The sequence below is a fragment of the Ancylobacter aquaticus genome (assembly GCF_004339465.1).
Lineage (GTDB): Bacteria > Pseudomonadota > Alphaproteobacteria > Rhizobiales > Xanthobacteraceae > Ancylobacter > Ancylobacter aquaticus.
In genome coordinates this window covers 1271702-1295525 of sequence record NZ_SMFY01000001.1, presented here as the reverse complement: position 1 = coordinate 1295525, position 23824 = coordinate 1271702, and the positions used below count along the sequence as shown (strand labels likewise).

General features: G+C 69.6%; 21 protein-coding genes and 2 riboswitches. Of the genes, 12 read left to right on the top strand and 9 right to left on the bottom strand.

Features of this window, described 5'->3' with window-relative positions; genetic code table 11:
- Positions 1-3 precede the first annotated feature (3 nt).
- On the bottom strand, positions 4-609 hold the full coding sequence (locus EV667_RS05920; protein ID WP_131834335.1) for a TetR/AcrR family transcriptional regulator: 606 nt from the start codon (positions 607-609) through the stop codon (positions 4-6).
- Between the two features lie 61 nt (positions 610-670).
- On the opposite strand from EV667_RS05920, the gene EV667_RS05915 reads away from it, so the two are divergent.
- Positions 671-1567, top strand: coding sequence for a DMT family transporter (locus tag EV667_RS05915; protein WP_131834334.1), 897 nt, complete (start codon positions 671-673; stop codon positions 1565-1567).
- Between the two features lie 16 nt (positions 1568-1583).
- Here EV667_RS05915 and EV667_RS05910 read toward each other — a convergent pair whose 3' ends face one another.
- On the bottom strand, positions 1584-2420 hold the full coding sequence (locus EV667_RS05910) for an aldo/keto reductase (protein ID WP_280960219.1): 837 nt from the start codon (positions 2418-2420) through the stop codon (positions 1584-1586).
- 124 nt (positions 2421-2544) lie between these two features.
- Between EV667_RS05910 and EV667_RS05905 the strand changes: the two genes are divergently transcribed.
- Positions 2545-3543, top strand: coding sequence for an NUDIX hydrolase (locus EV667_RS05905; RefSeq protein ID WP_245515988.1), 999 nt, complete (start codon positions 2545-2547; stop codon positions 3541-3543).
- A 91-nt stretch (positions 3544-3634) separates the two neighbouring features.
- Positions 3635-4123, top strand: a complete 489-nt coding sequence (locus EV667_RS05900) for a hypothetical protein (protein ID WP_131834332.1) — start codon at positions 3635-3637, stop codon at positions 4121-4123.
- Between the two features lie 28 nt (positions 4124-4151).
- Here EV667_RS05900 and EV667_RS05895 read toward each other — a convergent pair whose 3' ends face one another.
- Positions 4152-4580, bottom strand: coding sequence for a GNAT family acetyltransferase (locus EV667_RS05895; protein ID WP_131834331.1), 429 nt, complete (start codon positions 4578-4580; stop codon positions 4152-4154).
- 158 nt (positions 4581-4738) lie between these two features.
- On the opposite strand from EV667_RS05895, the gene nadA reads away from it, so the two are divergent.
- The 4 genes from nadA (at position 4739) to EV667_RS05875 (ending at position 10158) form a co-directional block, all read left to right on the top strand.
- The gene (gene nadA, locus EV667_RS05890; protein ID WP_207907681.1) at positions 4739-5797 is read left to right on the top strand and encodes a quinolinate synthase NadA; all 1059 of its coding nucleotides are present in this window, start codon (positions 4739-4741) and stop codon (positions 5795-5797) included.
- Between the two features lie 23 nt (positions 5798-5820).
- On the top strand, positions 5821-7344 hold the full coding sequence (locus EV667_RS05885; protein WP_131834330.1) for an L-aspartate oxidase: 1524 nt from the start codon (positions 5821-5823) through the stop codon (positions 7342-7344).
- 153 nt (positions 7345-7497) lie between these two features.
- Entirely contained in the window at positions 7498-8355 is an 858-nt protein-coding gene (nadC, locus tag EV667_RS05880) for a carboxylating nicotinate-nucleotide diphosphorylase (protein WP_131834329.1), read from the top strand.
- 208 nt (positions 8356-8563) lie between these two features.
- A riboswitch (glycine riboswitch) is annotated at positions 8564-8665 on the top strand.
- Positions 8666-8798, top strand: a riboswitch (glycine riboswitch).
- A gap of 64 nt (positions 8799-8862) precedes the next feature.
- Positions 8863-10158: a D-amino acid dehydrogenase gene (locus tag EV667_RS05875; protein ID WP_131834328.1), complete on the top strand. Its 1296-nt coding sequence runs from the start codon at positions 8863-8865 to the stop codon at positions 10156-10158.
- Positions 10159-10673: 515 nt separating this feature from the next.
- Here EV667_RS05875 and EV667_RS05870 read toward each other — a convergent pair.
- The 3 genes from EV667_RS05870 to EV667_RS05860 form a co-directional block, all read right to left on the bottom strand.
- Positions 10674-11564 (bottom strand): NAD(P)/FAD-dependent oxidoreductase, encoded by an 891-nt coding sequence (locus EV667_RS05870; protein WP_131834327.1) that lies wholly within the window; start codon positions 11562-11564, stop codon positions 10674-10676.
- Between the two features lies 1 nt (position 11565).
- Positions 11566-12009 (bottom strand): Rrf2 family transcriptional regulator, encoded by a 444-nt coding sequence (locus EV667_RS05865; protein ID WP_131834326.1) that lies wholly within the window; start codon positions 12007-12009, stop codon positions 11566-11568.
- A gap of 140 nt (positions 12010-12149) precedes the next feature.
- Complete coding sequence (locus EV667_RS05860; protein ID WP_207907680.1) at positions 12150-14603, bottom strand: heavy metal translocating P-type ATPase; 2454 nt, start codon at positions 14601-14603, stop codon at positions 12150-12152.
- Positions 14604-14673: 70 nt separating this feature from the next.
- Between EV667_RS05860 and EV667_RS05855 the strand changes: the two genes are divergently transcribed.
- The gene (locus tag EV667_RS05855) at positions 14674-14946 is read left to right on the top strand and encodes a metal-sensitive transcriptional regulator (RefSeq protein WP_131834325.1); all 273 of its coding nucleotides are present in this window, start codon (positions 14674-14676) and stop codon (positions 14944-14946) included.
- Positions 14947-15147: 201 nt separating this feature from the next.
- On the opposite strand, the gene EV667_RS22845 is transcribed toward EV667_RS05855, so the two are convergent.
- The 3 genes from EV667_RS22845 to EV667_RS05840 all read right to left on the bottom strand — a co-directional run bounded on the left by EV667_RS22845 (position 15148) and on the right by EV667_RS05840 (position 19018).
- Entirely contained in the window at positions 15148-15438 is a 291-nt protein-coding gene (locus EV667_RS22845; RefSeq protein ID WP_245515987.1) for a GIY-YIG nuclease family protein, read from the bottom strand.
- 632 nt (positions 15439-16070) lie between these two features.
- Entirely contained in the window at positions 16071-17585 is a 1515-nt protein-coding gene (locus tag EV667_RS05845; protein WP_131834323.1) for a malonate--CoA ligase, read from the bottom strand.
- 38 nt (positions 17586-17623) lie between these two features.
- Positions 17624-19018: a glycoside hydrolase family 5 protein gene (locus EV667_RS05840; protein WP_131834322.1), complete on the bottom strand. Its 1395-nt coding sequence runs from the start codon at positions 19016-19018 to the stop codon at positions 17624-17626.
- 202 nt (positions 19019-19220) lie between these two features.
- Here EV667_RS05840 and EV667_RS05835 point away from each other — a divergent pair, with 202 nt between their 5' ends.
- The 4 genes from EV667_RS05835 (at position 19221) to EV667_RS05820 (ending at position 23692) form a co-directional block, all read left to right on the top strand.
- Entirely contained in the window at positions 19221-20558 is a 1338-nt protein-coding gene (locus tag EV667_RS05835; RefSeq protein ID WP_131834321.1) for a GntP family permease, read from the top strand.
- 45 nt (positions 20559-20603) lie between these two features.
- Positions 20604-22055 carry a GH1 family beta-glucosidase gene (locus EV667_RS05830; protein ID WP_131834320.1) on the top strand — a complete coding sequence of 484 codons (1452 nt, stop codon included), beginning with the start codon at positions 20604-20606 and terminating at the stop codon, positions 22053-22055.
- A gap of 138 nt (positions 22056-22193) precedes the next feature.
- The gene (locus EV667_RS05825) at positions 22194-22463 is read left to right on the top strand and encodes an acyl carrier protein (protein WP_131834319.1); all 270 of its coding nucleotides are present in this window, start codon (positions 22194-22196) and stop codon (positions 22461-22463) included.
- A 14-nt stretch (positions 22464-22477) separates the two neighbouring features.
- Positions 22478-23692 carry a beta-ketoacyl-[acyl-carrier-protein] synthase family protein gene (locus EV667_RS05820; RefSeq protein ID WP_131834318.1) on the top strand — a complete coding sequence of 405 codons (1215 nt, stop codon included), beginning with the start codon at positions 22478-22480 and terminating at the stop codon, positions 23690-23692.
- The last annotated feature ends 132 nt before the right edge of the window (positions 23693-23824 follow it).

The window sequence follows — 23824 nt, the reverse complement described above, 5'->3', positions numbered from 1 at the left end:
CCTTCAGACCCCTTCGGTGCCGGCGCCGCCCCGGAGCAGCGCCAGGGCGAATTTGCGGAATCGGGCGAAGGCCGCCGGTCCATCGCCGGCCCGCGCCCGGATGACCGCGCCCTCATAGGTGTCGACGATGTGCGCCGCCATCTCCACGGGGTCGAGCGCGCCGTCGGCCTCGCCGGCGCGCTGGGCCTCGCCGATCAGCGCGGCCAGATCCTGTTCCCAGGCGGCGAAGGCGCCGTGAAGCTGGCCGCGCAGTTCCTCGCCCAGGCTGGGGGCGGCCTGGGCGAGGACGCCGTAGAGACAGCCCGGCACGTCCGCCTCCGCCACCGAATCGCGCTCGACCTGCACCAGATGGCGCTCGATCCGCGTGAGCGGGGTCAGCGACATATCGGCGAAAAGCTCCTGCCGCTGCTGGCGGTACTGGCCGGCATAAGCGGCGAGGACCGCCCCGGCGAAATCCTGCTTGCTGGCGAAGAAATGGTAGAATGAGCCCTTGGGCACCGCCACCGACGCCAGAAGCGGCCCGATTCCGGTGCCTTCATAGCCCTGCTCCAGCATCGCCTTCCTGCCGGCTGTGACGATTTTGTCGCGCGTGGATGGTTTGTCTGTCATCTCTAGACGACCGGTCTACTGTTGCCTATCATGCGTCGGATCGGAACACACAGAGGCCCTCATGTCCATCACGTCCGGCACCCTTCTGACACCCCGTGCGGCCGGTCTTGCCGTGGTGCTGTTCTCCACCCTGCTGTGGAGCTTCGTCGGCCTTTTCGTCCGCATGGCCGATCTCGATGCGTGGACAATCATCCTCTGGCGCTCGGTGTTCGCCGCGCTTGCGCTGGGACCTTTCTGGCTGCTGGCCACCGCCGGCAAGGGGCAGGCGTTGCGCGCAAGCATCGCCCCGGCGGGCCTCGTCACCATCGGCCTCGCGGTGGCCGGCAATGTCGGTTACATCGCCGCGCTGCAACTCACCTCGGTGGCGGCAGTGATGACCGTCTATGCCACCCTGCCCTTCGTCACCGCCTTACTGGGGCTCTGGCTGCTGCGCGAGAAGCTGGACCGGCGCTTCGGCGGAGCGGCGCTGCTGGCAGCATTGGGCATCGCAATTACCGCGGGCGCCGCGATGTCGGCCGGCGATGCCGCCGGCATGGTTGTCGCGGGGCTGATGACGCTGAGCTGGGCCGGGCTGCTGGTACAGGCGAAGAAGCATCCGGGGCTCGACCTGACATTGGTCAGCCTCGTCTCCGCCGTTTTAGCCGCGCTCATCGCCCTGCCGCTGGTGCCGGGGGGGCTGCCGCCGGCGGCCTCGCTCTGGGCCTGCCTGCTGCTCGGCGTGCTGACCTCGGGCCTCGCCAATGTGCTGACCCTGACGGGTGGGCGGCACATACGCTCCGGCGAAATCGGCCTGCTGCTGCTGCTCGACGTGGCCCTGTCCCCGCTCTGGGTGTGGCTGGCTTATGACGAGCGGGTCGGCCCGCCGGCGCTGTTCGGCGGCGCGCTGGTGGTGATCGCCGTTGCCGGCTACCTGTTCGCCGATGCGCGGCGCCGGACGGTGGCCTGCCCGGCGCCGTGACGCCGGGCCACCGACCTCAGAGCATTTCCAGCGCCCGCCGGCGCGAGGGCGGCGGGAAGGCGGCGTCCAACGCGGCGAGGTCGTCGGCGTCGAGCCTGACGTCGCGTGCGCCGGCATTCTCCCGCATATGGGCGGCGCGGGAGGCCTTGGGAATGACGATGTTGCCGGGCATGCGCAGCGCCCAGGCGAGCGCGATCTGGAACGGCCGCGCCCCGTGCTTGGCGGCGATGTCGGCCAGCACGCCGGTGCTCTTCAGCCGGCCGCGCTCGATCGGGCTGTAGGCCATGAGCGGGATCTCATGTTCCTGCAGCCAGGGTAGCAGATCCCATTCCGGCCCGCGCCGCGTAAGGTTGTAGAGCACCTGGTTGGTGGCACAGCCTTCGCCGCCGGGGGTCTCGTACAGTTCGTTCATGTCGTCGGTGTCGAAGTTCGACACGCCCCAGTCGCGGATCTTGCCCTGGGTCTTGAGCTGCTCGAAGCCGATGATGGTCTCGGCCAGCGGCACGCTGCCGCGCCAGTGCAGGAGATAGAGGTCGATATGGTCGGTCTTCAGCCGCCGGAGGCTGCGCTCGCAGGCCGAGACGACGCCGGCGCGGCTGGCATTGTGCGGGTAGACCTTGGTGACGAGAAACACCTTGTCGCGCAGCCCGGCCAGGGCCTCGCCGAGGAAGCGCTCGCAGGCGCCCTCGCCATACATTTCCGCCGTGTCGACCAGGGTCAGGCCCAGCTCGACGCCGAGGCGCACCGATTCGGTCTCGTCCTGCCGCGCCTCGGGGCGTTCACCCATCATCCAGGTGCCGATGCCGAGGGCGGAAATCTTTTCTCCGCCGGGAAGAACCACCTTGCCGCTCATCTGCGCCTCCATTCCAACCTCAGCCGGAGTGCCACTCCCGCGCCGCCGGCGCAAGCGGCACGCCCGCTTCCATGCTATCGTGAGGCGCGCACGCGCCGCGACCAAACCCACCGCCCGGAACCCGATGTCGACCACGCCGACCCAAGACCAGAGCACGCCCGCCGCCCCCTTACACGCACCGGAGCCGGCGCTGGCGATCGGACTGTCGGCGGTGATCGTGGCGGTGACGGGGGACGACCCGAAAGTGCTCACCCTGCGCCATGACGACGGGCGCGATTCGCTGCCTTCCGGCCCGCTGGAGCGCGGCCACCGCACGCTGGAAATGGGCCTGCGCAGCTGGGTGGAGCGGCAGACGCTGCAGGAGCTCGGTTATGTCGAGCAGCTCTACACCTTCGGCGACCGCGACCGGGGAGAGGACGGCACCCGCGCGCTCTCGCTGGCCTATCTCGCCCTTGTGCGCGAAGCCCGGCCGGCCAGCGACACCGACGCGGCTTGGCAGAGCTGGTACCGCTATTTCCCCTGGGAGGACTGGCGGTGCGGACGCCCTTCCGTGCTCGACACACTCGAACATGGCTTGCGCGCCTGGGCGGCGGGGGCCGCGCAGGGCCGGCTCAGCGAGAGGCGGGCCGAGCGCATCGCCCTGTGCTTCGGCGGCGCCGGCGGCGGCCATGAGGCGGGCTGGAACGAGGAGCGGGTGCTGGAGCGCTACGAACTGCTCTATGAGGCCGGGCTGGTGGGCGAGGCGCTGCGCGAGCGCGGTTCCGACCGCGTCGCGCTCGCGCCCTCCGGCACCGAGATGCGCGAGGACCACCGCCGCATGCTGGCGCTTGCCATCGCCCGGCTGCGCGGCAAGATCAAATACCGCCCGGTGGTGTTCGAGCTGATGCCGCCGAGCTTCTCGCTCGGCCAGTTGCAGCAGGCGGTGGAGGCGCTCTCCGGCTCGCGCCTGCACAAGCAGAATTTCCGCCGGCTGGTCGAGCAGCAGCGCCTTGTGGAGGAAACCGGCGAGACGACGAGCGAAACCGGAGGCCGCCCCGCCCGGCTGGTGCGCTTCCGCCGCGAGGTGCTGCTGGAGCGCCCGGCGCCGGGGGTGAGGTTGCCCGGCGGCTTCGGGCGGCGGTGAGGAAACACCACTTTCCCGAGCCTTCGCTCTCGCTATAATCTTTGGTTGGCTGTGTAGCGCGCGCCTGCCGATGTGCCTTGGGGGAGCCGGGATGGGGTACTATCTTATGGTCTTTGAACCATCGGCGGCACCGCCCACCCGCGAGCTATTTCTGGCGTGGTACGAGCGCCAGATCGATTGGGACGACGACCGCGACTATGACGACTATGAGGGAACCGCGCCCCTGCTGCAGGCTTTCTTCCTCGACATCATTCCGACTTTTCCGCCTGTCAGCGGTCCTTTGGCCGCACCGGAGGCGGAAACCGGGAGCGCAAACGTCACCGATTACAGCATCGGGCGGAGTTTCATTTATTTCCACGGGAGTTGGGAGAATGCCGATGCCGCCCTCGCCCTTGCGCTCCAGTTCACGGAGAAGCACGGGCTTGGCGTGTTCGACACCACCTCCGACGTGGTGTGGCTCCCCACCGAGGGGAAAATGGCGGTCGCGTTTAAAACGACGCCTCCCCAGGGGGGACGCGAGCTTGAGCTTCTCAAGAAGGCCTTCGACACCGTGGCGGGCTGGTTCAAGCGGGGCGGCTGAGCCCGGCGGCCCGGACGGCGGTGGGACATCACCCCCGCCCGTCGATCCATTTCGACATGACCACGCGCGGGGCGACTTCGAAGCCGAGCTTCTCGTAGAAGGCGACGACCTTGGTGTTGGTCTCGCGCACCAGAAGCTGCACCTTCGGCACGTCGCGCGCCTTGAGCCACGCCTCCGCCGCGCTCATGATTTCCGAGCCGACGCCCTGGCGCTGGAGCGTGGGGTCGACGGCGACATAGTAGATCCAGCCCCGGTGCCCGTCATGGCCGACCATCGCGGAGGCGCAGACGCGATCGCCCTCAAGGCGCGCCACCAGCACGTCCGAATTCGCGCCACCGCACGCGAAGCGGAAATCCGCCGCCGGGTCATTATAGGGAACCGTGAGCCCGCACGCCTGCCAGAGAGCGACCACCGCGCCTTCATCGGCCATGCGGGCGGAGTCGATATTAAGCGTCATACGTCACCTCACCGATGCGAAAGCCTTATCGCCCGATTTGTGACGAACTGTTGACAGCGACTTATACTCAGTCCTAGCATAAGAACGATCTGCCGGGCCTTTTTGCCCGGTCTTCTTTGGCCCAAGTTATACTCATAACGAGCATAATGGAGGACGCGATGCTGGACTTCGACGTCGCCGCCCGTGCCGACCAGTCCGAGGCTTTCACCTCGCCGCAGGCAACGCCCGCCGTCCCCGCGCTGCCGCTGCCGCATCTCTATGCGCGGGTGTCCAAGCACATCACCCCGGCGGAATGGCCGCTGATCGCCCGCGAGGTCGAGGCGATCGAGCGGCTGAAGCGCGAGCGCAACGCCGTGGTGCTCGGCCACAATTACCAGGCGCCGGAAATCTTCAACACGGTAGCCGACATCGTCGGCGACAGCTTGGCGCTGGCCCGCGAGGCGGTGACGGTGGATGCCGACGTCATCGTCATGGCCGGCGTGCACTTCATGGCCGAGACCGCCAAGCTGCTGAACCCCTCCAAGACCGTGCTGATGCCGGACATGGCGGCCGGCTGCTCGCTCGCCGACAGCATCACCGCCGCCGATATCCGCCTGCTCAAGCAGCGTTATCCTGGCGTGCCCGTCGTCACCTATGTCAACACCTCGGCCGAGGTGAAGGCCGAAAGCGACTATTGCTGCACCTCCGGCAACGCCGTGAAGGTGGTGCGCGCGGTGGCGAAGGAATGGGGCGTCAGCCGCATCCTCATGCTGCCCGATGAGTTTCTTGCGCAGAATGTGCAGAAGCTGGTGCCCGAGCTGGAGTTGATCGCCTGGAAGGGCCATTGCGAGGTGCATGAGCGCTTCACCCCGCAGGATATTCGTGATTTGCGCGAGAACCATCCCGGTGTGGTGGTGCTGGCGCATCCCGAATGCCCGCCGGAAGTGGTGGCGGAGGCCGATTATGCCGGCTCCACCGCCGGGATGGCGGATTATGTGCGCGACGAGAAGCCGGCGCGGGTGGTGCTGATCACCGAATGCTCGATGGCGGACAATGTGGCGGTGAACCATCCGGACATCGAGTTCGTGCGCCCATGCAACCTCTGCCCGCACATGCGCCGCATCACCCTGCCCAACATCCGCCGGGCGCTGGAGACGATGACCACGCAGGTCGAGATCGACCCGGCCATCGCCGGCCGGGCCCGCCTCGCCGTCGAGCGCATGCTCGCCATTCACTGAACGGGCACCGGAAGGGTCACCTCGTGAGCCATTCGCCTGAGAACATCGTCGTGGTCGGCGGCGGGGTGGCGGGCCTTGCCACCGCGCTGCGGCTGGCCCCGCTTCCCGTCACGCTGGTCGTCGCCTCGCCGCTCGGCAACGACGCCGCCACCGGCTGGGCGCAGGGCGGCATCGCCGCTGCGCTGGGCGCCGACGACCGGCCGGACCTGCACGCCATCGACACGCTGAGCGCCGGGGCCGGGCTCTCGCAGCCTCTGGTGGCGCGCCGCGTCGCCGGTGCGGCGCCGGGCGCCATAGACTGGCTGGTCGGGCTCGGCACGCCCTTCGACCGCAACCCCAATGGCAGCCTCGCCCTCGGGCTGGAAGCCGCGCATTCCCGCCGGCGCATCGTCCACGCGCAGGGCGACGGCACCGGCCGGGTCGTGCTGGAAACGCTGACGCGGGCGGCCCGCGCCTGCCCCTCGATCCATGTGATGGAGGGTTGGCGGGCGGAGGAATTGCTGGCGGACGCCCAGGGCCGCATTGCCGGCCTCGCAGCGCGCGACCGCGAGGGCCGCACCGTCACGCTGGCCGCCCGCGCCGTGGTGCTGGCGACAGGCGGGCTCGGCGGGCTGTATGGCGCCACCACCAACCCGCTCGGGGCGGTAGGCTCCGGGCTGGCGCTGGCGGCACGGGCGGGGGCGGTGCTGCGCGATATGGAGTTCGTGCAGTTTCACCCCACCGCCATGGCGGTGGGCGCCGACCCGATGCCGCTCGCCACCGAGGCGCTGCGCGGCGAGGGCGCCAAGCTCTTCAACGGGCGCGGCGAGCGCTTCATGACCGAGGTGCCAGGCCAGGAACTGGCGCCGCGCGATGTGGTGGCGCGCGCCATCTTCGCGCAGATCGCCGCCGGCGAGAGCGTGGTACTGGACGCGCGGATGAAGGACATCGAGCGGCGCTTTCCCGGCGTTGTCGCCCTGTGCCGCGCCAATGGGCTGGACCCGGCGCGCGCGCCCATCCCCGTGCGGCCGGCGGCGCATTACCATATGGGCGGCGTCCGCGTGGACGGCTCCGGGCGCTCCAGCCTCGCGGGGCTGTGGGCCTGCGGCGAGGTGGCCTCGACCGGGCTGCATGGTGCCAACCGCCTCGCCAGCAATTCGCTGCTGGAGGCGCTGGCCTATGCGCAGTGGATCGCCACCGACATTGCCGGCGAGGAGTGCCGGGTCGGGCCTGCGCGCGCCGCCGGGCCGCCAGGCCCGCGCTCCCCGGCGCGCACGGAAATCCGCGCGCTAATGGACCGGCAGGTCGGCGTGGTGCGCGACGCCGACGGGCTGGAGGCGGCCGCCCAGAGGCTCGGCACGCTCGCCGACCGCGACGGCGACGCTCTCTCGCTGGTGGCGCTGGCGATCACCGAGGCAGCGCTGCGGCGTTGCGAGAGCCGGGGCGGCCATTTCCGTGCCGACTATCCCGCCCCGGCGGCGGTGGCGCGCCATTCGGAGACGCGGTTCGGCGAGGCGCCGGGCGTCGCGCCCTCAGTCGAGGCCATCGACACGCGGCAGGTGGCGTGAGCACTGCCCACTTAGCCGCATAGCCAGAACCACATCATCCTCAGGCGCCCGGTATCGCCGGGCCTCGAAGGATGGCCGCCTAAATCGCCATCCTTCGAGGCTCGCTCCGCTCGCACCTCAGGATGACGTCGCCCCTAACCGGATGAGTTGACCATGACCCTTTACCCCCTTCCCCGCCTGCTGGTCGAGCCCGTCATCCGCGCGGCGCTGCTGGAAGATCTCGGCCGCGCCGGCGACGTGACGAGCGATGCCTGCATCCCGGCGCAGGCCCGGTTCGAGGCGGTGATCGCCTCGCGCCAGCACGGCGTGCTCGCCGGAATCGACGCGGCGGTGATCGCCTTTGATCTGATAGATCAAAGCCTTAGCGTCAGCATCGAGCGCGGCGACGGGGCGGTGGTGGCGCCGGGGGACGTGGTGCTGCGGGTTTCCGGCTCGGCCCGGGCCATCCTTACGGCTGAGCGGGTGGCGCTGAACGTCGCCTGCCGCATGTCCGGCATCGCCACCGCCACGGCGGGGCTGGTCGCCATCGCCCGCGAACATGGCAAGGCGCAGATCGTCTGCACCCGCAAGACGACGCCCGGCCTGCGGGCGCTGGAAAAGCACGCGGTGCGGGCGGGCGGCGGCTCCAATCACCGCTTCGGCCTGGACGACGCGGTGCTGATCAAGGACAACCACATCGCCGTGGCGGGCGGCGTGGTGCCGGCCATCCAAGCGGCAAAAGCCCATGCGGGCCATATGGTTAAGATCGAGGTCGAGGTCGATACGCTGGCCCAGCTCGACGCCGCCATGGCGGAAGGGGTGGACGCGGTGCTGCTCGATAACATGACGCCGGCGATGCTCACCGACGCGGTGGCGCTGGTCGGCGGGCGGGCGCTCACCGAGGCCTCCGGCCGGGTATCTCGCGAGACGGTCGGCGCGATCGCCGCCAGCGGGGTGGACCTGATCTCGGTCGGCTGGATCACCCATTCGGCCCCGATCCTCGACCTCGGGCTCGACGCGGCAACGGGCTGATCCGCACGCGCGCACGACTGCCGGCGCTGCTGCATTCTCAAGCTGCTGCGTCCGACTGCGGCTGCTGCCTGCGGGCTGCGCCATCGCGACGCCGTGCCGACGCCTCGCACCCCTCCCCCTCCCAAGGTCGCAGGCTCAACTTGGCGCGAGGACACGCGCCTGCCCTTGAATGAGGCATGCTTTTGTGCGATGCATATAGTCGTCTGCTAGTGATCATGCGGGAGAGATCGACAGTCCTCCCGGACACGTGTCGGCGCCGACGGAGCAACCCCCCAGGAAACTCTCAGGCACCATGGACCGCATGATCAGGACAATCTGGAGAGAGGCGTCGCGCCGGTGTTTTCCGGGGTAGGACGCCCACCGAAGGGGAAGCCCGGGATGGTTTGACGGCGCCGCCGTCTGTCTCGGGGCGAGCTCTCAGGTACCGCGACAGATGGGGACAGCCGGCCGACGCCAAGCGGGGCACCGCGCGTCGGGCCATGTCGTCCTCAAGCGCGGGAGCCTCCCATGCGCCACATCGCCGTTATCGGTGCCGGTATCACCGGCGTCACCACCGCCTACGCCCTCAGCCAGAAGGGCTATGACGTCACCGTCATCGACCGCCAGCGCTATTCGGCGATGGAAACCTCCTTCGCCAATGGCGGACAGCTCTCCGCCTCCAATGCCGAGGTGTGGAACTCCTGGGCCACCGTGCTCAAGGGCATGAAGTGGATGTTCACGGCCGACGCGCCGCTGCTCGTCAACCCGATGCCCTCCTGGCACAAATATTCCTGGATGGCCGAGTTCCTCGCCAACATCCCGAACTACGAGGCCAACACGGTCGAGACCACGCGTCTCGCCATTCAGGCCCGTAACCACATGTTCGACATCGCCAGGCGCGAGGGCATCGACTTCGACCACGAGACCCGCGGCATCCTGCACGTCTATCGCGACAAGGAAGCCCAGGACCACGCCCGCAAGGTTTCCGCCCTGTACGCCAAGGGCGGGCTGGAGCGCCGCGAGGTGACCCCCGAGGAAATCCGCTCCATCGAGCCGACGCTGCGCGGCACCTTCCATGGCGGCTTCTTCACCCCCTCCGATTCCACCGGCGACATCCACAAATTCACCTATGGGCTGGCGGAAGTGTGCCGCCGCAACGGCGTGCGCTTCATCAGCGAGGCGAGCGTCGAGCGCGTGACCCACACCGGCACCGGCGCCGGCGGCACGGGTGTCGAGGTGAGCTTCACCGTCGCCCCCGACGCCGAAGACGCCCTGCCCCGCGCCGAGACGCTTTCCTTCGACGGCGCGGTGATCTGCGCCGGCATCGGCTCGCGCGCCATTGCCGCCGGGCTGGGCGACCGGGTGAACATCTACCCCGTCAAGGGCTACTCGATCACCGTGATGCTCGACGACGAGGAGAGCCAGAGCTCGGCGCCGTGGGTGAGCCTGCTGGACGACAAGACCAAGATCGTCACCTCGCGCCTCGGCAAGGACCGCTTCCGCGTCGCCGGCACCGCCGAGTTCAACGGCGAGAACCGTGACATCCGCGCCGACCGCATCCGCCCGCTTGTGGACTGGACGCGCCGGCTGTTCCCCGGCGTCAACACCGCGCGGGTGGTGCCGTGGGCCGGCCTGCGGCCGATGATGCCCGACATGATGCCGCGCGTCGCCGCCGGCAAGAAGCCGGGCGTGTTCTACAACACCGGCCACGGGCATCTGGGCTGGACGCTCTCCTGCGCCACCGCCGAAATCATCGCCGCCAAGGTCGCGGATACGATGCCGGTGGAGCCCCCCGCGCCGCTGCTGCGCATGGCGGCGGAGTAAACCTGCCGCCGCGCGCGGCGCCGTACCTACACCGCCGCTTGCGCGGCGGTCCGCTTTCCGAACTCCCGCCCCGGTCCTCGTTTCCGCTCCGGGTCTTGTGAGAGCCGACCCTTCCGGCTCCCGCCCCGCCCCCGGACGAACGCCGGGGGCGGTTTTTTATGTGGGGGACAGGTTCCCTGGACCCCGGAAGGCCCGGGTTCCCCCTTCCCTCATGGCCGGGCTTGACCCGGCTACCCCGGCATCAACCGGGTCCGAACGGCAACGCTGGGTCCCCGGGTCAAGCCCGGGGATGAGGGGTGGATGTGCGCGCCCTGTGTCCCGGACGCCTGCAGCGCAAGCGGAAGGCGCGCCGGGACCCAGCGCAAAACCCTTTGGCAACGCCTTGCGCAATGGGAGGTGCTAGGCGGCGCTCCTCGCTCCCCCTGGGCCCCGGATCAGCGCCGCGCGAGTGCGGCTTGTCCGGGGAACGGAGGTGCGGCTGGTCCGGGTAACGGTGGAGGCGGCGGACCGACCGCTCAGAACACCAGCGAGCGGTGAAGCTGCATGCCGGCCCAGGCGCCATCGGCGATGGCGAGGGTGAGCGAGTGCGGCGCGCGGGCGGCATCGCCGCAGGCGAAGGCACTCGGGACGCTGGTTTCCTTGGTCTCGTCGGTGCCGATCTGCGTGCCGAAGGGCGTCTCGGCCAGCGCGCAGCCAAGACCCTCGGCCACCGGCGTGGCCGGCCGGTTGCGCGGGGCGGTGAACAGGCCGGCGAAGTCGAGCCGCCTTCCATCCGCCAGCACCACCTGCGCCGGCCCCTCCAACGGCCCTTCCAGCCGTGCCAGCGGCGTCTCCTCCAGCGCGATGGCGTGGGCGGCAAGTTCGGCGCGGGTCGCCTCGTCGGGGGTGAAGGCGCCATTGGTCAACAGGGTGACGGTGCCCCACTCGTTCGCCATCCGCGCCTGATGCACGGCCATCGGCCCGGTGGCGATGACGCCGATGCGCCCGCGCGCGAGCTCGTAACCGTCGCAATAGGGGCAGTGGAACACGCTGCGGCCCCAGCGCTCGGCCAGCCCCTCAATGGCCGGCAATTCGTCGCTGACGCCGAGCGCGAACAGCAGGCGCCGGCCGCGATGGCTTGTGCCGGAGGCGGTGGTCACCGTGAAATCATCCTTGCCGCCGGCCGCGCCGAGCGCCTCGCCGTCGATCCATTCGAGCGTCGGATAGGCCTCAAGCTGGCGGCGGGCCGTGCGCGCGATCTCGGCGGGATCGACCCCGTCCTGCCCGAGAAGGCCGTGCGAGGCGCGGGAGAAGCGGTTGCGGCGCAGGCCGGCATCCATGATCAGCACCCGGCGCCGGGCGCGCAGAAGCTGGAGGGCGGCGGCCATGCCGGCATAGCCGCCGCCGATGACGATGACATCGTGCATATCAGGTTTTCCCTTCACGCCGCCCGGCATGGCGGCGGCTGAAATCGGCGGCAAGGTCCGCCAGGGTGATCTGGCCGAGACGGTGCAGCAGCAGCGCCTCGGCCTCGGCGAAGGCGTCGTCGAGCGCGGCGTTGACCGCCTGCTCGACGAGACAGCCCGGCATTTCCTGCCGGTTGCCGATGGCGAAAATGGCCGGCTCGCCCAGCGTCTCGTGCAGTTGGCGCAGCGTGACCGTGCCGAGATCGGCGCTGATCCGCCATCCGCCCTGCGGCCCGCGCGCCGAGCGCACCAGCCCGGCCTCCCGCAGCAGGCCCATGGTGCGGCGAACCACGACCGGATGGGTGTTCATGCAGGTGGCGAGGTCTTCGGAGGTCATCGGCCCCTCCCGCTCCGCCATGTGCAGCAGGGCGTGGAGGACCGAGGAGAGACGGCTGTCGCGCTTCATGTAACTTCGTTTATTACGAATTGCGTTATGCGGCAAGAGCGGGCTACGTGCGGCGGTTCACGCACCCCGTCCCCTGGGCCCCGGATCGGCGCCGCGCGAGCGCGGCTGGTCCGGGGAACGGGGTCGTGCGAGCGGTGCCGCTACAGCTTCACCGCGCGCAGCCGCAGGGCGTTGCTGATGACGCTGACCGAAGACAGCGCCATGGCCAGCGCCGCCACCATGGGCGAGAGAAGCAGGCCGAACACGGGGTAGAGCACGCCCGCCGCAATCGGCACGCCGGCGCCGTTGTAGAGGAAGGCAAAGAACAGGTTCTGGCGGATGTTGCGCATCGTCGCCTGCGACAGATGCCGCGCGGTGACGATGCCGGTGAGATCGCCGCGCAGCAGCGTCACCCCGGCGCTCTCGATGGCGACATCGGTGCCGGTTCCCATGGCGATGCCGACATCGGCGGTGGCGAGCGCGGGTGCGTCGTTCACCCCGTCGCCGGCCATCGCCACGACGCGGCCCTGCGCCTTCAGCCGCTCCACCACCGCCGCCTTGTCCTCCGGCGCCACCTCGGCCTCGACCTCGGTGATGCCGAGCCGGCGGGCGACGGCCTCTGCCGTCACCCGGTTGTCGCCGGTGAGCATGACCACGCGGATGCCCTCCCTGGCGAGGGCGGCCAGCGCCTGCGGTGTCGTCTGCTTCACCGGGTCGGCGATGGCGAGGGCGGCGGCGAGCCTGCCGTTGACCGCCAGCAGCACCGCACTGGCGCCCTCGCGGCGCAGTTCGTCGGCCCGCGCGGCGAGCGGCGTAGTGTCGATGCCCAGTTCGGTGAGGAAGGCCGCGCTGCCGATGGCAACGCGCTTGCCCTCGACAAGGCCATAGGCGCCCTTGCCGGCGGGACTGTCGAAGCCGCGCACCTTGGGAATATCGAGCCCGCGCGCCTGCGCCGCGCTCACGATGGCGTGCGCCAGCGGGTGCTCGGAAGGGCGTTCGACGGCGGCGGCGAGGCGCAGCGACTCGGCCTCTTCAACGCCTTCGGCCGTGACAATGGCGGTCAGCGAGGGGCGCCCCTCGGTGAGGGTGCCCGTCTTGTCGACCACCAGCGTGTCGACTTTTTCAAGCCTTTCCAATGCCTCGGCGTTCTTGATCAGCACGCCCATCTGCGCGCCGCGCCCCACCCCGACCATGATCGACATCGGCGTGGCGAGGCCGAGCGCGCAGGGGCAGGCGATGATGAGCACCGCCACGCTCGCGATCAGCGCATGGGCAAGGCGCGGCTCCGGCCCGAACAGCGCCCAGGCGCCGAACGCCAGCAGCGCGCAGGCGACCACCAGCGGCACGAACCAGCCGGCGATACGGTCGGCCAGGCGCTGGATCGGCGCGCGCGAGCGCTGTGCCTGCGCCACCATCTGCACGATGCGGGCGAGCAGCGTGTCGCGGCCGATCTTCTCCGCCGTGATGACGAGCCCGCCGGAACGGTTCAGCGTGCCGCCAATGACGGCGTCGCCCTCGCTTTTGCTGACCGGCATGGATTCGCCGGTCACGAGCGATTCATCGAGCGCCGAGCGGCCCTCGACCACGGTGCCGTCGACCGGCACCTTCTCGCCCGGGCGCACCCGCAGCCGGTCCCCCACCGCGATGTCGGCGAGCGGCACCTCGGCCTCGCTGCCATCGGCGTTCAGGCGGCGGGCGGTCTTCGGCGCGAGGTCGAGCAGCGCGCGGATGGCGCCGGAGGTCTGCTCGCGGGCGCGCAGTTCCAGCACCTGTCCGAGCAGCACCAGCACAGTGATGACGGCCGCCGATTCGAAATACACCGCCACCGCCCCGTCCGCGCCACGGAAGGCAGGCGGGAACAGGTTCGGCGCCAGCACGGCGACGAGGCTGTAGAGATAAGCGACGCCGGTGCCGAGCGCGATCAACGTGAACATGTTGAGGTTGCGCGTCGCCACCGACTGCGCGCCGCGCACGAAAAACGGCCAGCCCGCCCATAGGACGACGGGCGTGGCCAGCGCGAGCTGGATCCAGTTCGAGACGTTCGCCGGCACCAGATGGTGCAGCGCCGGGATGAGGTGCGCGCCCATCTCCAGCGCGAACACCGGCGCGGTGAGCGCGAGGCCGATCCAGAACCGGCGGGTCATGTCGATGAGTTCGTGGTTCGGCCCGTCGTCGAGGCTGACCAGCATCGGCTCCAGCCCCATGCCGCAGATCGGGCAGGTGCCGGGACCGACCTGCACGATCTCGGGATGCATCGGGCAGGTATATTCCGTGCCCTCCGGCACCGGCATCGCCGGGGCGCGCTCGCCGAGGTATTTTTCCGGGGCGGCGACGAATTTGGCCCGGCAGCCCGGGGCGCAGAAATAATAGGTGATGCCGTTGTGGTCGGCCTTCAGCGTCGCGGTGTGCGGGTCGACATCCATGCCGCAGACCGGGTCCTTGGCCATGTGGGAGCCGTGAGCGGACGCGGCGTGAGCGTGTTCCGGTCCGGGATGGTGCGGATGGGCCGGGGCCGGCGCCGCGTCATGATGATGACCGCCGCAGCAGCTGGCGCCCGTGTGGTTCGCTTCCTTGCCGTGCGCTTGCGCGCCGTGGGTGTGGTTCTCGTCCGCCATCGCCCTCTCCTATACCCCCATGAGGTATCAGACAGTTGCGATATATACCCCATTAGGGTATATGACAAGCATGCAGAACCCCACACGCACCGCCTGCCTGAAACGCCTGAGCCGGATCGAAGGCCAGGTGCGCGGCCTCTCCCGCATGGTCGAGGAAGACCGCTACTGCATCGACATCGTCACCCAAGTGGCGGCGGTGCGGGCGGCGCTGAAGAAGGTGGAGGAGGAAGTGCTGCGCGACCACCTCGGCCATTGCGTCGCCCACGCCATGCAGTCCGGTGACGCCGACGACCAGCGCGCCAAGGTGTCCGAGCTGATCGAGGTGCTCGGCAAGCTCAGGTGAGGGGGCGGCCGCGCGCTCGGCAAGGAGACAATCGAGTGAGTCGTGCGCTGGGTCCCGGCTCGCCTTCCGCTAACGCTGCAGGCGTCCGGGACACGGGTGCCGTGTGAATCGCGACCGCCGCGTGAATCGCGACCACCGTTCCCCAGACAAGCGACGCGCAGCGGCGCGCCGATCCGGGGCCCAGGGGGCCGGGCAACGCGCTTACTCCAGCCACTCCTCCGCCAGATCGCACCACATCGGATTGCCCGCCTCGATCAGTTCCAGCTTCCAGGCCCGCCGCCAGCGCTTCAGCCGCGCCTCACGCAGGCGGGCCTCGGCGATAGACTCATGAAATTCAGCATGGACCAGAAGGGTGACGCCGTAGTGGCGGGTGAAGCCCGGCACGGCACCGGCACGATGTTCGGCCATCCGGCGGACGAGGTTGTTGGTGACGCCGACATAAAGCGTCCCGTTGCGCGCGCTCGCGAGTATGTAGACGGCGTAACGCGGCACGGCCGACCTCCCGGCCAAGACGGTATCATGAAACAGGGCCTTACGCTGGGTCCCGGCTCGCCTTCCGCTGACGCTGCAGGCGTCCGGGAAACGAAGACGAACCCGCCGTTTCCCGGACAAGCGACGCGCAGCGGCACGCCGATCCGGGGCCCAGGGGGCGGTGGGGCCGTGCGGGCGGCGTCCACTGGCGTTGGTCAGGAGATTCTTAAGAGTCGTGCGCTGGGTCCCGGCTCGCCTTCCGCTGACGCTGCAGGCGTCCGGGACACGGGTGCCGTGTGAATCGCGACTGCCGCGTGAACCGCGACCGCCGTTCCCCGGACAAGCGATGCCCGGCATCGCGCCGATCCGGGGCCCAGAGGGCTGGGTGGGAGGCTTCAACGGGCGTGGCGGAGAGGGTTTTGCCGAAGCGTTTTCGCTGGGTCCCGGCGCTGCGCTCCGGCTGCGCCTCCGCTTGACCGGGATACGGGGCGCAGGCATTCCGCTGCGCTCCGGCTGCGTCTGCGCTTGGCCGGGACACGGGGCGCAGGCATTCCGCTGCGCTCCGGCTGCGTCTGCGCTTGGCCGGGACACGGGGAGCAGGCATTCCGCTGCGCTCCGGCTGCGTCTGCGCTTGGCCGGGACACGGGGTGCCCCTACCCGCCGTAGAGCCCCTTATACTGGTCGCGCAGCAGGTTCTTCTGCACCTTGCCCATGGCGTTGCGGGGAAGGTCGTCGATGAAGATGACGCGCTTGGGGGATTTGTAGCGGGCGAGGCGCCCCTCCAGCGCTTCCAGTACCGCCTTTTCGTCCAGCGCGGCGTCGGGGCGGGCGACCACGACCGCCGTCACCCCCTCGCCGAAATCGGGATGCGGCAGGCCGATCACCGCACTTTCGATGACGCCGGGGAGCGCGTCGATCTCGCTTTCAATCTCCTTGGGATAGACATTGTAGCCGCCCGAGATGACGAGATCCTTGCCGCGCCCGACGATCTGCACGTAGCCATCCGGCCCGATGAGGCCGAGGTCGCCGGTGACGAACCAGCCGTCATGGAACTCGGCTTCGGTCTTTTCCGGCATCCGCCAGTAGCCCGCGAACACGTTCGGGCCGCGCACCTCGATCATGCCGATCTCGCCGGTGCCGAGCGCTTCGCCGGTCTCGGGCGATACGACGCGCAGATCCACCCCCGGCAGGGGAAACCCCACCGTGCCGGCAATCCGCTCGCCCTCATAGGGGTTAGAGGTGTTCATGCCGGTTTCGGTCATGCCGTAGCGCTCCAGCAGGGCGTGGCCGGTGCGGGTGCGCCATTCGCGGTGCGTCTCGGCCAGCAGCGGCGCCGAGCCGGAGATGAACAGCCGCATGCCGGCCGCTGCATCGGGGGTGAGGCCGGGCGCTTTCAGCAGCCTGGTATAGAAGGTCGGCACCCCCATCAGCACGCTGGCCCGGCCCATGAGCGCGAGGATGCGCTCGGGGTCGAACTTCGGCAGAAAGATCATCGACGCACCGGCCGCCAGAACGACGTTGATGGCGACGAAAAGCCCGTGGGTGTGGAAGATCGGCAGCGCGTGGATCAGCACGTCATCGGCCGTGAAGCGCCAGGTCTCCACCAGCGCCCGCGCGTTGGAGGCGAGGTTTTCATGGGTGAGCATCGCCCCCTTGGAACGGCCCGTCGTGCCTGACGTGTAGAGAAGCGCGGCGAGGTCGTCCGGCCCGCGCGGCACGTCCTCGAATGTCGTGCGGCAGGCATCCGCCGCTGCGCGCAGCGTGCCCTGCCCGTCCGCATCGAGGGCGACGATTTGCGCAACGCCCTGCGCCGTTGCGATCGGGGCGAGTGCCGCCTCCATGGACGGGTCGCAGACGAAGATCGACGGCTGCGCGTCTCCGAGGAAGTATTCCACCTCGGGCGCGGTGTAGGCGGTGTTGAGCGGCAGAAACACGCCGCCGGCGCGGAGGGTGCCGAGATAGACGAACACCGCTTCGATGCTCTTTTCCACCTGCACGGCCACCCGGTCGCCGGGCCTGAGCCCCATCGCCACCAGCGCATGGGCATATTGCGCGGTACGCCGTTCGAGATCGGCATAGGTGCGCACAGTGCCATCCGCCGTCTCGGCGAAAGGGTGCGCGGGGTCGGCACCGCCTGCCCGCAGGGTGTCGATCAGGTGGTTGGTCATGGGCAGGCCGTCATGGGCAGGTCGTCATGGGCAGGTCGTCACGGGCACGAGGTGATGGCAGCGGGCGCGGCGGCGGGCGTCGCCGCCGCAAGCGTGGGGGTGGTTGCCTCGGGAGCGGCGGCGGCCGGAGGCGCGCCCGTTTCGGCGGAGGCGAGCCGGGGGCAGGTGGCGGTGAGGCCGAGCGAGGCGACATAAGAGGCGCGGATGGTGGTCTTGGCGAAGCGCGCATTGGCGATGTAGGCGCGCAGCGTCGCCGCCACCGCCTCGCGCGAGGGCTTTTCCATTGTCTCCCACTGGCTTTTCGGCACGCTGCCGAACAGGGCGATGGCGTCCCAGCCCTCGGGCCGGGTGATGGAGGAGACGGTGGAAGGCGTGTCGAGGTTCTTGTAGGTCCAGAAGCTCCAGCCGAGGCCGAAGCGCTCGTTCAGCGTGCGGAATTTCTCGTTCCAGTCGTCGTTCAGCTCGCCGGTCTCGCCGATGAAGATCGGCACCTGCCAGCGATTGCCGAAATTGACGTATTTCTGGATCGAGCTGCGCTGCGGGCCGGCCCAGAACATATGGTAGGTGTAGCCGAGATTGTCGGCGAAGGGCGGGCCGAACACGTCGAAATTGGTGCTCCACTGCGCCCCGGCCAGCATGATCGGGTGATTGGGGTCGACGGCGCGGATCGCCTCCACCAGCTCGCGATAGAACGGCTCCAGCCGAGAATTCAGGAAATCCGTGTCGTGATAGGGGGTGATCGGCTCGTTGAGCAGGTCATAGCCGAGCACCGCCGTCTCGTCCTTATAGCGCTCGGCGATGGCGCGCCACATGGTGAGCGTGCGGCGCCTGTATTCCGGGACGTAGAAGGTGAGCGGGTAGCCGACCCCGTCATCATGGTTCACGCCGGTTTGCCCGCCGGGGGCGGCGTGGATGTCGAGGATGAGCTTGATGTTGTGCGCCCTCGCCCAGCCGACCAGCCGGTCGATGCGGCCCCAGCCCTCGCCATTCGGGTCGACCTTGTCGGGATTGGCGCGGTCGAGGAAGAACTTCCAGTGCAGCGGCACCCGCACGGTGGTGAAGCCGGAGGCGGCGAGGAAGGCGACGTCGTCCTCCTGGATATAGGCCTCGCGGAAATCGCTCCAGAAGCGCGCGGCCTCCTCCGGGCCGGCGAGGTACTCGATCACGTCCTCGATATCCTGCGGCGAGCGCTGGACCGTGAACTTGAACATGTAGCCTTCCGGCAGCAGCCAGTTGCCGAAGCTCATGCCCTTGATGTGGAAGGTCGAGCCATCCGGATTGACGAAGCGCGTGCCTTCCGCCCGCACGAAGCCGGGCGCGGCGACGGCTGTCGCGGTGGCCGGGGCAGACGCGGCGGGCGCCTCGGTCAGCGCGAGCGCGGGCGCGGCGGTGAGGATGAGGGCGGTGGCGAGGGAAAGGGCGCAGCGGATCATGGACGGCAACCTAGTAAAGCCCGGGCGCGGCGGCAAGGACAGGCGCGGCGTCACCTTTGCCCGCGGCAGGCGACGAGGACAACCGCGCTGGAACAATGCTGCCACCGGCACGCGGTTGGCCATCTGGCCACGGTGACAGCGCGCGCGCGGCAGGCTAAGCGTGAGCCTCCCGCCTCCCGCCCCGGCAGATCCCTTTTCATCCATGTCCTATCTCATCTACGCCGCCATCCTTGTCGCCGTCGTCGCTTTGTTCGCGCTGATCACCGCGCGCGGGCGGGTGCACCCGTTTCTCGCGCTGGTGCTGGCGGCCTTCGCCTTCAACTACGGCGTGGGCTGGTCGCTGAGCTTCGTCGTGAAGTCCTTCGGCACCGGCTTCGGCCAGACGCTGGCGGCGCTCGGCGTCGTGGTGGTGACGGGTGCGCTGCTGGCGGAAATCGCCGACGGCACCGGCGCCACGGCGCGGCTGCAGCAGATGGCGCGAAGCTGGCGCACCCGTTCGGGGCCGCTGGCCCTGCTCGGGCTGATCGGCGGCATGTGCTCGACCCCGGCGGCGGCGTTCGCGGTGTTGAACCCGCTGCGGCGCGGCATCGGCGGCGACAGCCCGCGTTCGGCGCTGACGCTGGGCCTTGCGCTTTCGGCCAGCCATGGCCTTCTGATCCCCGCCCCCACCGTGCTGGCGAGCCTGACGATCCTGCGCGCCGACTGGGGGCTGGCGCTGGCGGTCGGCCTGCCGGTGGCGCTGCTGGCCGTTCTGTTCGGCGCGCTGTTCGCCCGCATCAGCGCCAGCGGGGCGCCGAACCCGCTCGATACCGCCGCCGGCATGGTCGGCACCTCCCTGCACGCCCCCCGGCGCGGGGCGTTGGCGCTGCTCGTCGTCAGCCTCGTTCTCGTGGCCATGCTGATCGTCCAGGCGCTGGGCGATATCGCTTCCGAGCCCTTCGGTGGCGGCAATGACCGGCACTTCATCCTGGCGCTGGGCAACCCGGTGCTGTTGCTCGTCGTCGGTGTCGGAGCGCTGCTGCTGCTGAGCTGGAGCTGGGAAAAGGGCGGCTTGAGCGAAGCCGGCTGGGCCGGGCGGGCGCTGGCGAAGGTGGCGCCGCTGCTGCTCATTCTCGGCGCGGCGGGCGGCCTGTCGAAGGTCGCGCAGGATGTCGGCATGGCGGAAATGACGGCGGAATATCTCATTCCCCTCGCCCCCGTGTCGGGCGCGCTGGTGCTGGTGCTGCCCTTTGCGCTCGCCGCCGTGATCAAGACGCTGCAAGGCTCCTCGCTGGTTGCCGCCATCACCAGCGCCGGCATGATGATGGAACTCGCCGCCCCGCTTGGGCTGGGCGACCCGATGGGGCGCGTTCTTGCCGCACTGGCGGTGAGCGCCGGTGCCATGACCGTGCCGCAGATCAATGACGGACTGTTCTGGCTGGTGACGCGGGCCGGGCAATTCAGCCCGCCGGCGGCGCTGGCGCGGCTGTCGGGCGGGGTGCTCGTGCAGGGCGGGCTGATCCTCGCCTGCCTCATCGCCCTGCGTGCCGCCACCGCCTGAGGATTTGTCTGTTCCAGGAACTGCCCGTTCGAGGAATCCGCGCCCATGCTGCGACGCCGTGACCTGCTGCTTTCCGCCCTTGCCGCCGCCAGCCTGCCGGCCCTTCCCCTGACCGCCCACTCACAGGCGACGCAGGTGACCCCGCTGCTGCCTTCCGGCACGCCGCGCCTGCCGGCGGACTTTGTGTGGGGCGCCTCCACCTCGGCCTACCAGATCGAGGGCGCTGTGAAGGAAGGCGGACGCAAGCCCTCCATCTGGGACGTGTTCTCCCACACGCCCGGCCGCATCGCCGACGGCACCACCGGCGATGTCGCCTGCGACCATTACAACCGCTATGGCGACGACGTGGCGCTGATGGCCGATCTCGGCTTCCAGGCCTACCGCTTCTCCCTCGCCTGGCCCCGGGTGATGCCCGACGGCACGGGACCCGTGAACGCGGCGGGGCTCGATTTCTACGACCGGCTGGTCGATGCGCTGCTGGCGCGCGGCATCGCGCCGATGGCCTGCCTCTACCACTGGGACCTGCCGCAGGCGCTGCAGGAGCGCGGCGGCTGGCACAACCGCGACAGCGCCCTCTGGTTCGCCGACTATGCCCGCGCCGCCATCGGCCGGCTGGGCGACCGGGTGAAGCCGTGGGCGATGCTGAACGAGCCCTCGGTGCACGCCATTTTCGGCCATGGCTTCGGCAATCACGCGCCAGGGCTGACCGGCTGGGACAGCTATGTGAAGGCGCAGCATCATCTCAATCTCGCGCAGGGCACCGGCATCGCCGCCGCGCGGGCGGAGCGTTCCGACCTCAAGCTCGGCACGGTGCTGTCCTTGCAACCGATCTTTCCGGCCTCGCAGCAGGAGGCCGACATCACTGCGGCCGCGCGCTTCGATGCGTGTTGGAACACCATCAATCTCGATCCGCTGTTCCATGGCCGCTACCCCGCGCTGTTCGCGCAGGATTTTGCCCCGCTGATCCAGCCGGGCGACATGGAGACGATCCGCGCGCCGCTCGATTTCCTCGGCATGAACTATTACGGCCCGTCCTACATCAAGCACGAGCCCAACGCCTTCCTCGCCCAGGCGAGCTGGGGCGCCCTGCCCCCGGACACGCCGCAGACGCTGCTGGGCTGGCCGATCAGCGCGCAGGGCATGGTGGACGTGCTGGCGCGGCTGCGCGACGACTATGGCAACCCGCCGGTGTTCATCACCGAAAACGGCGCCTGCTATGAAGACCCCGCGCCGGTGGACGGCGTGGTCGAGGACCCGGCGCGCACCGAATATATCCGCGCCCATCTGGTGGCGGCGGGCCAGGCGATCGCGCAGGGCTGCGCGCTGAAGGGCTATTACGCCTGGTCGCTGCTCGACAATTTCGAGTGGGCGGAGGGCGAGCGCCGCCGCTTCGGGCTGGTGCGGGTGGATTTCGCCACCCAGCAGCGCATGCCGAAAGCGTCCGGCCGCTATCTCGCGCAGCTGATGAAGGCCGCCCGCTCCACCACCGGGCCGTGAGGTCGCTTCTCAGGGAAGTGACATGCGCCGGACACATAGGTCAGTCATGTGACGGCAGGTGCCTCGGCGCCCTTTCTATGTGATACCTACCGCCACTGCCGGCCCCGCAGGCCGACCTTCGAGACAGAGCACAGACGCATGCACACAGACGATCCCGCCGTCGCTGAAATCGTCACCTTCATCTCCGGCGAGGTCGGGGTCGACGAGAGCCTGCTGACCCCCGATACGCCGGTGGCGGAGCTGGGCATCTCCTCGCTCGACCTGATCGAGACCATCTTCAAGCTGGAGAGCCGTTTCGGCATCGAAATTCCCAATGACGGCCCGCTGAACGGAAACGACGTGACGGTCGGCACGCTGGTGGGCCATGTCGCCGAGCTGCTGGCCGCGCAGAAGGCCAAGTCGGCCTGATGCCGGAGCGCCCGATGACTTCGCGCGTCGCCATCACCGGGCTGGGCTCGCTCTCGGCGCTGGGCAATGACGTGTCCGCCCATCTCGCCGGGCTTCGCGCCGGCACGGTGGGCATTGGCGAGACGCGCAGCATCGACGTCTCCTCGATGAAGACGAAGATCTCCGCCGAGGTGCGCGGCTTCGTGCCGGAAGAGCATTTCGAGCCGCGCCAGCTTGGGCTGGTCGACCGCACCTCGCAATTCGCCGTCGTGGCCGCGCGGCAGGCGCTGGCGGACGCCGGGCCGGCGCTGGAAGGCGTGGCGCGGCACCGGGTGGGCGCCATCTTCGCCGCCTCCGTCGGCTTCCACGCCGTCGATGACAGCTACCGCAAGCTCTACGCCGAAGGCGCGGCCCGCCCGCACCCCTTCACCGTGCCACGCGCCATGCCCAGCGGGCAGGTGAGCCACGTGACCATGGATCTCGGCATTCACGGCCCCTCCTTCTCCATCGCCTCGGCCTGCTCCTCGGCCGCGCATTCCATCGGCACCGCCTTCCACATGGTGCGCGCCGGCATGCTGGATGTCGCGGTGGCGGGCGGGGGCGAATCGCAGCTCACCTATGGCATGCTGAAGAGCTGGGAAGCGCTGCGGGTGCTGGCCCCCGAGGCCTGCCGGCCCTTCTCCAAGGACCGTGCCGGCCTCGTCATCGGCGAGGGCGCCGGCGCCGTGGTGCTGGAGAACATGGACCGCGCCATCGCCCGCGGCGCCACCATTCATGCCGAGCTGGTCGGCTTCGGCATGAGCGCCGACGGCATGGACATCACCGCCCCCGACATGGCGAGCGCGGCCGCCTCGATGCGCTTCGCGCTGGAAGACGCCGGCCTGGCGCCGGAAGCGATCGGCTATGTCAGCGCCCATGGCACTGCCACGGTGCTGAACGACAGGACCGAGGCCGGCGCGCTGCGGCTGGTGTTCGGCGATCACCTCGCCCGGCTGCCGGTGTCGTCGTCGAAATCGCAGTACGGCCACACCATGAACGCTTCCGGCGCGCTGGATTTCGTGACCACGGTGCTGGCCCTGCGCGAGGGTTTCCTGCCGCCGACCATGGGCTTTCGCGAGGCCGACCCCGACTGCGACCTTGACTGCGTGCCCAACGCCTCCCGCCCGGCGGCGATCGAGGCGGCGATCTCCTCATCCTTCGCCTTTGGCGGGCTCAACGCCGTGCTGGCGGTGAAGCGCTACGGCGGCTGAGCGAACCCCGTTCCCCGGACAAGCCGCGCCGCGCGCGGCGTCGATCCGGGGCCCAGGGGGACCGAGCGGGCGCTTTCCCTGCCGCCGGCCAGAGCAACGCACGAAGAGCAAGAGCACAAGAGTCTCGCGCTG

Coding starts and splice junctions, on each gene's coding strand:
- EV667_RS05920 (WP_131834335.1), bottom strand. CDS start 609: ATGACAGACAAACCATCCACGCGCGACAAAATCGTCACAGCCGGCAGG.
- EV667_RS05915 (WP_131834334.1), top strand. CDS start 671: ATGTCCATCACGTCCGGCACCCTTCTGACACCCCGTGCGGCCGGTCTT.
- EV667_RS05910 (WP_280960219.1), bottom strand. CDS start 2,420: ATGAGCGGCAAGGTGGTTCTTCCCGGCGGAGAAAAGATTTCCGCCCTC.
- EV667_RS05905 (WP_245515988.1), top strand. CDS start 2,545: ATGTCGACCACGCCGACCCAAGACCAGAGCACGCCCGCCGCCCCCTTA.
- EV667_RS05900 (WP_131834332.1), top strand. CDS start 3,635: ATGGGGTACTATCTTATGGTCTTTGAACCATCGGCGGCACCGCCCACC.
- EV667_RS05895 (WP_131834331.1), bottom strand. CDS start 4,580: ATGACGCTTAATATCGACTCCGCCCGCATGGCCGATGAAGGCGCGGTG.
- nadA (WP_207907681.1), top strand. CDS start 4,739: ATGCTGGACTTCGACGTCGCCGCCCGTGCCGACCAGTCCGAGGCTTTC.
- nadC (WP_131834329.1), top strand. CDS start 7,498: ATGACCCTTTACCCCCTTCCCCGCCTGCTGGTCGAGCCCGTCATCCGC.
- EV667_RS05875 (WP_131834328.1), top strand. CDS start 8,863: ATGCGCCACATCGCCGTTATCGGTGCCGGTATCACCGGCGTCACCACC.
- EV667_RS05870 (WP_131834327.1), bottom strand. CDS start 11,564: ATGCACGATGTCATCGTCATCGGCGGCGGCTATGCCGGCATGGCCGCC.
- EV667_RS05865 (WP_131834326.1), bottom strand. CDS start 12,009: ATGAAGCGCGACAGCCGTCTCTCCTCGGTCCTCCACGCCCTGCTGCAC.
- EV667_RS05860 (WP_207907680.1), bottom strand. CDS start 14,603: ATGGCGGACGAGAACCACACCCACGGCGCGCAAGCGCACGGCAAGGAA.
- EV667_RS05855 (WP_131834325.1), top strand. CDS start 14,674: ATGCAGAACCCCACACGCACCGCCTGCCTGAAACGCCTGAGCCGGATC.
- EV667_RS05845 (WP_131834323.1), bottom strand. CDS start 17,585: ATGACCAACCACCTGATCGACACCCTGCGGGCAGGCGGTGCCGACCCC.
- EV667_RS05840 (WP_131834322.1), bottom strand. CDS start 19,018: ATGATCCGCTGCGCCCTTTCCCTCGCCACCGCCCTCATCCTCACCGCC.
- EV667_RS05835 (WP_131834321.1), top strand. CDS start 19,221: ATGTCCTATCTCATCTACGCCGCCATCCTTGTCGCCGTCGTCGCTTTG.
- EV667_RS05830 (WP_131834320.1), top strand. CDS start 20,604: ATGCTGCGACGCCGTGACCTGCTGCTTTCCGCCCTTGCCGCCGCCAGC.
- EV667_RS05825 (WP_131834319.1), top strand. CDS start 22,194: ATGCACACAGACGATCCCGCCGTCGCTGAAATCGTCACCTTCATCTCC.
- EV667_RS05820 (WP_131834318.1), top strand. CDS start 22,478: ATGACTTCGCGCGTCGCCATCACCGGGCTGGGCTCGCTCTCGGCGCTG.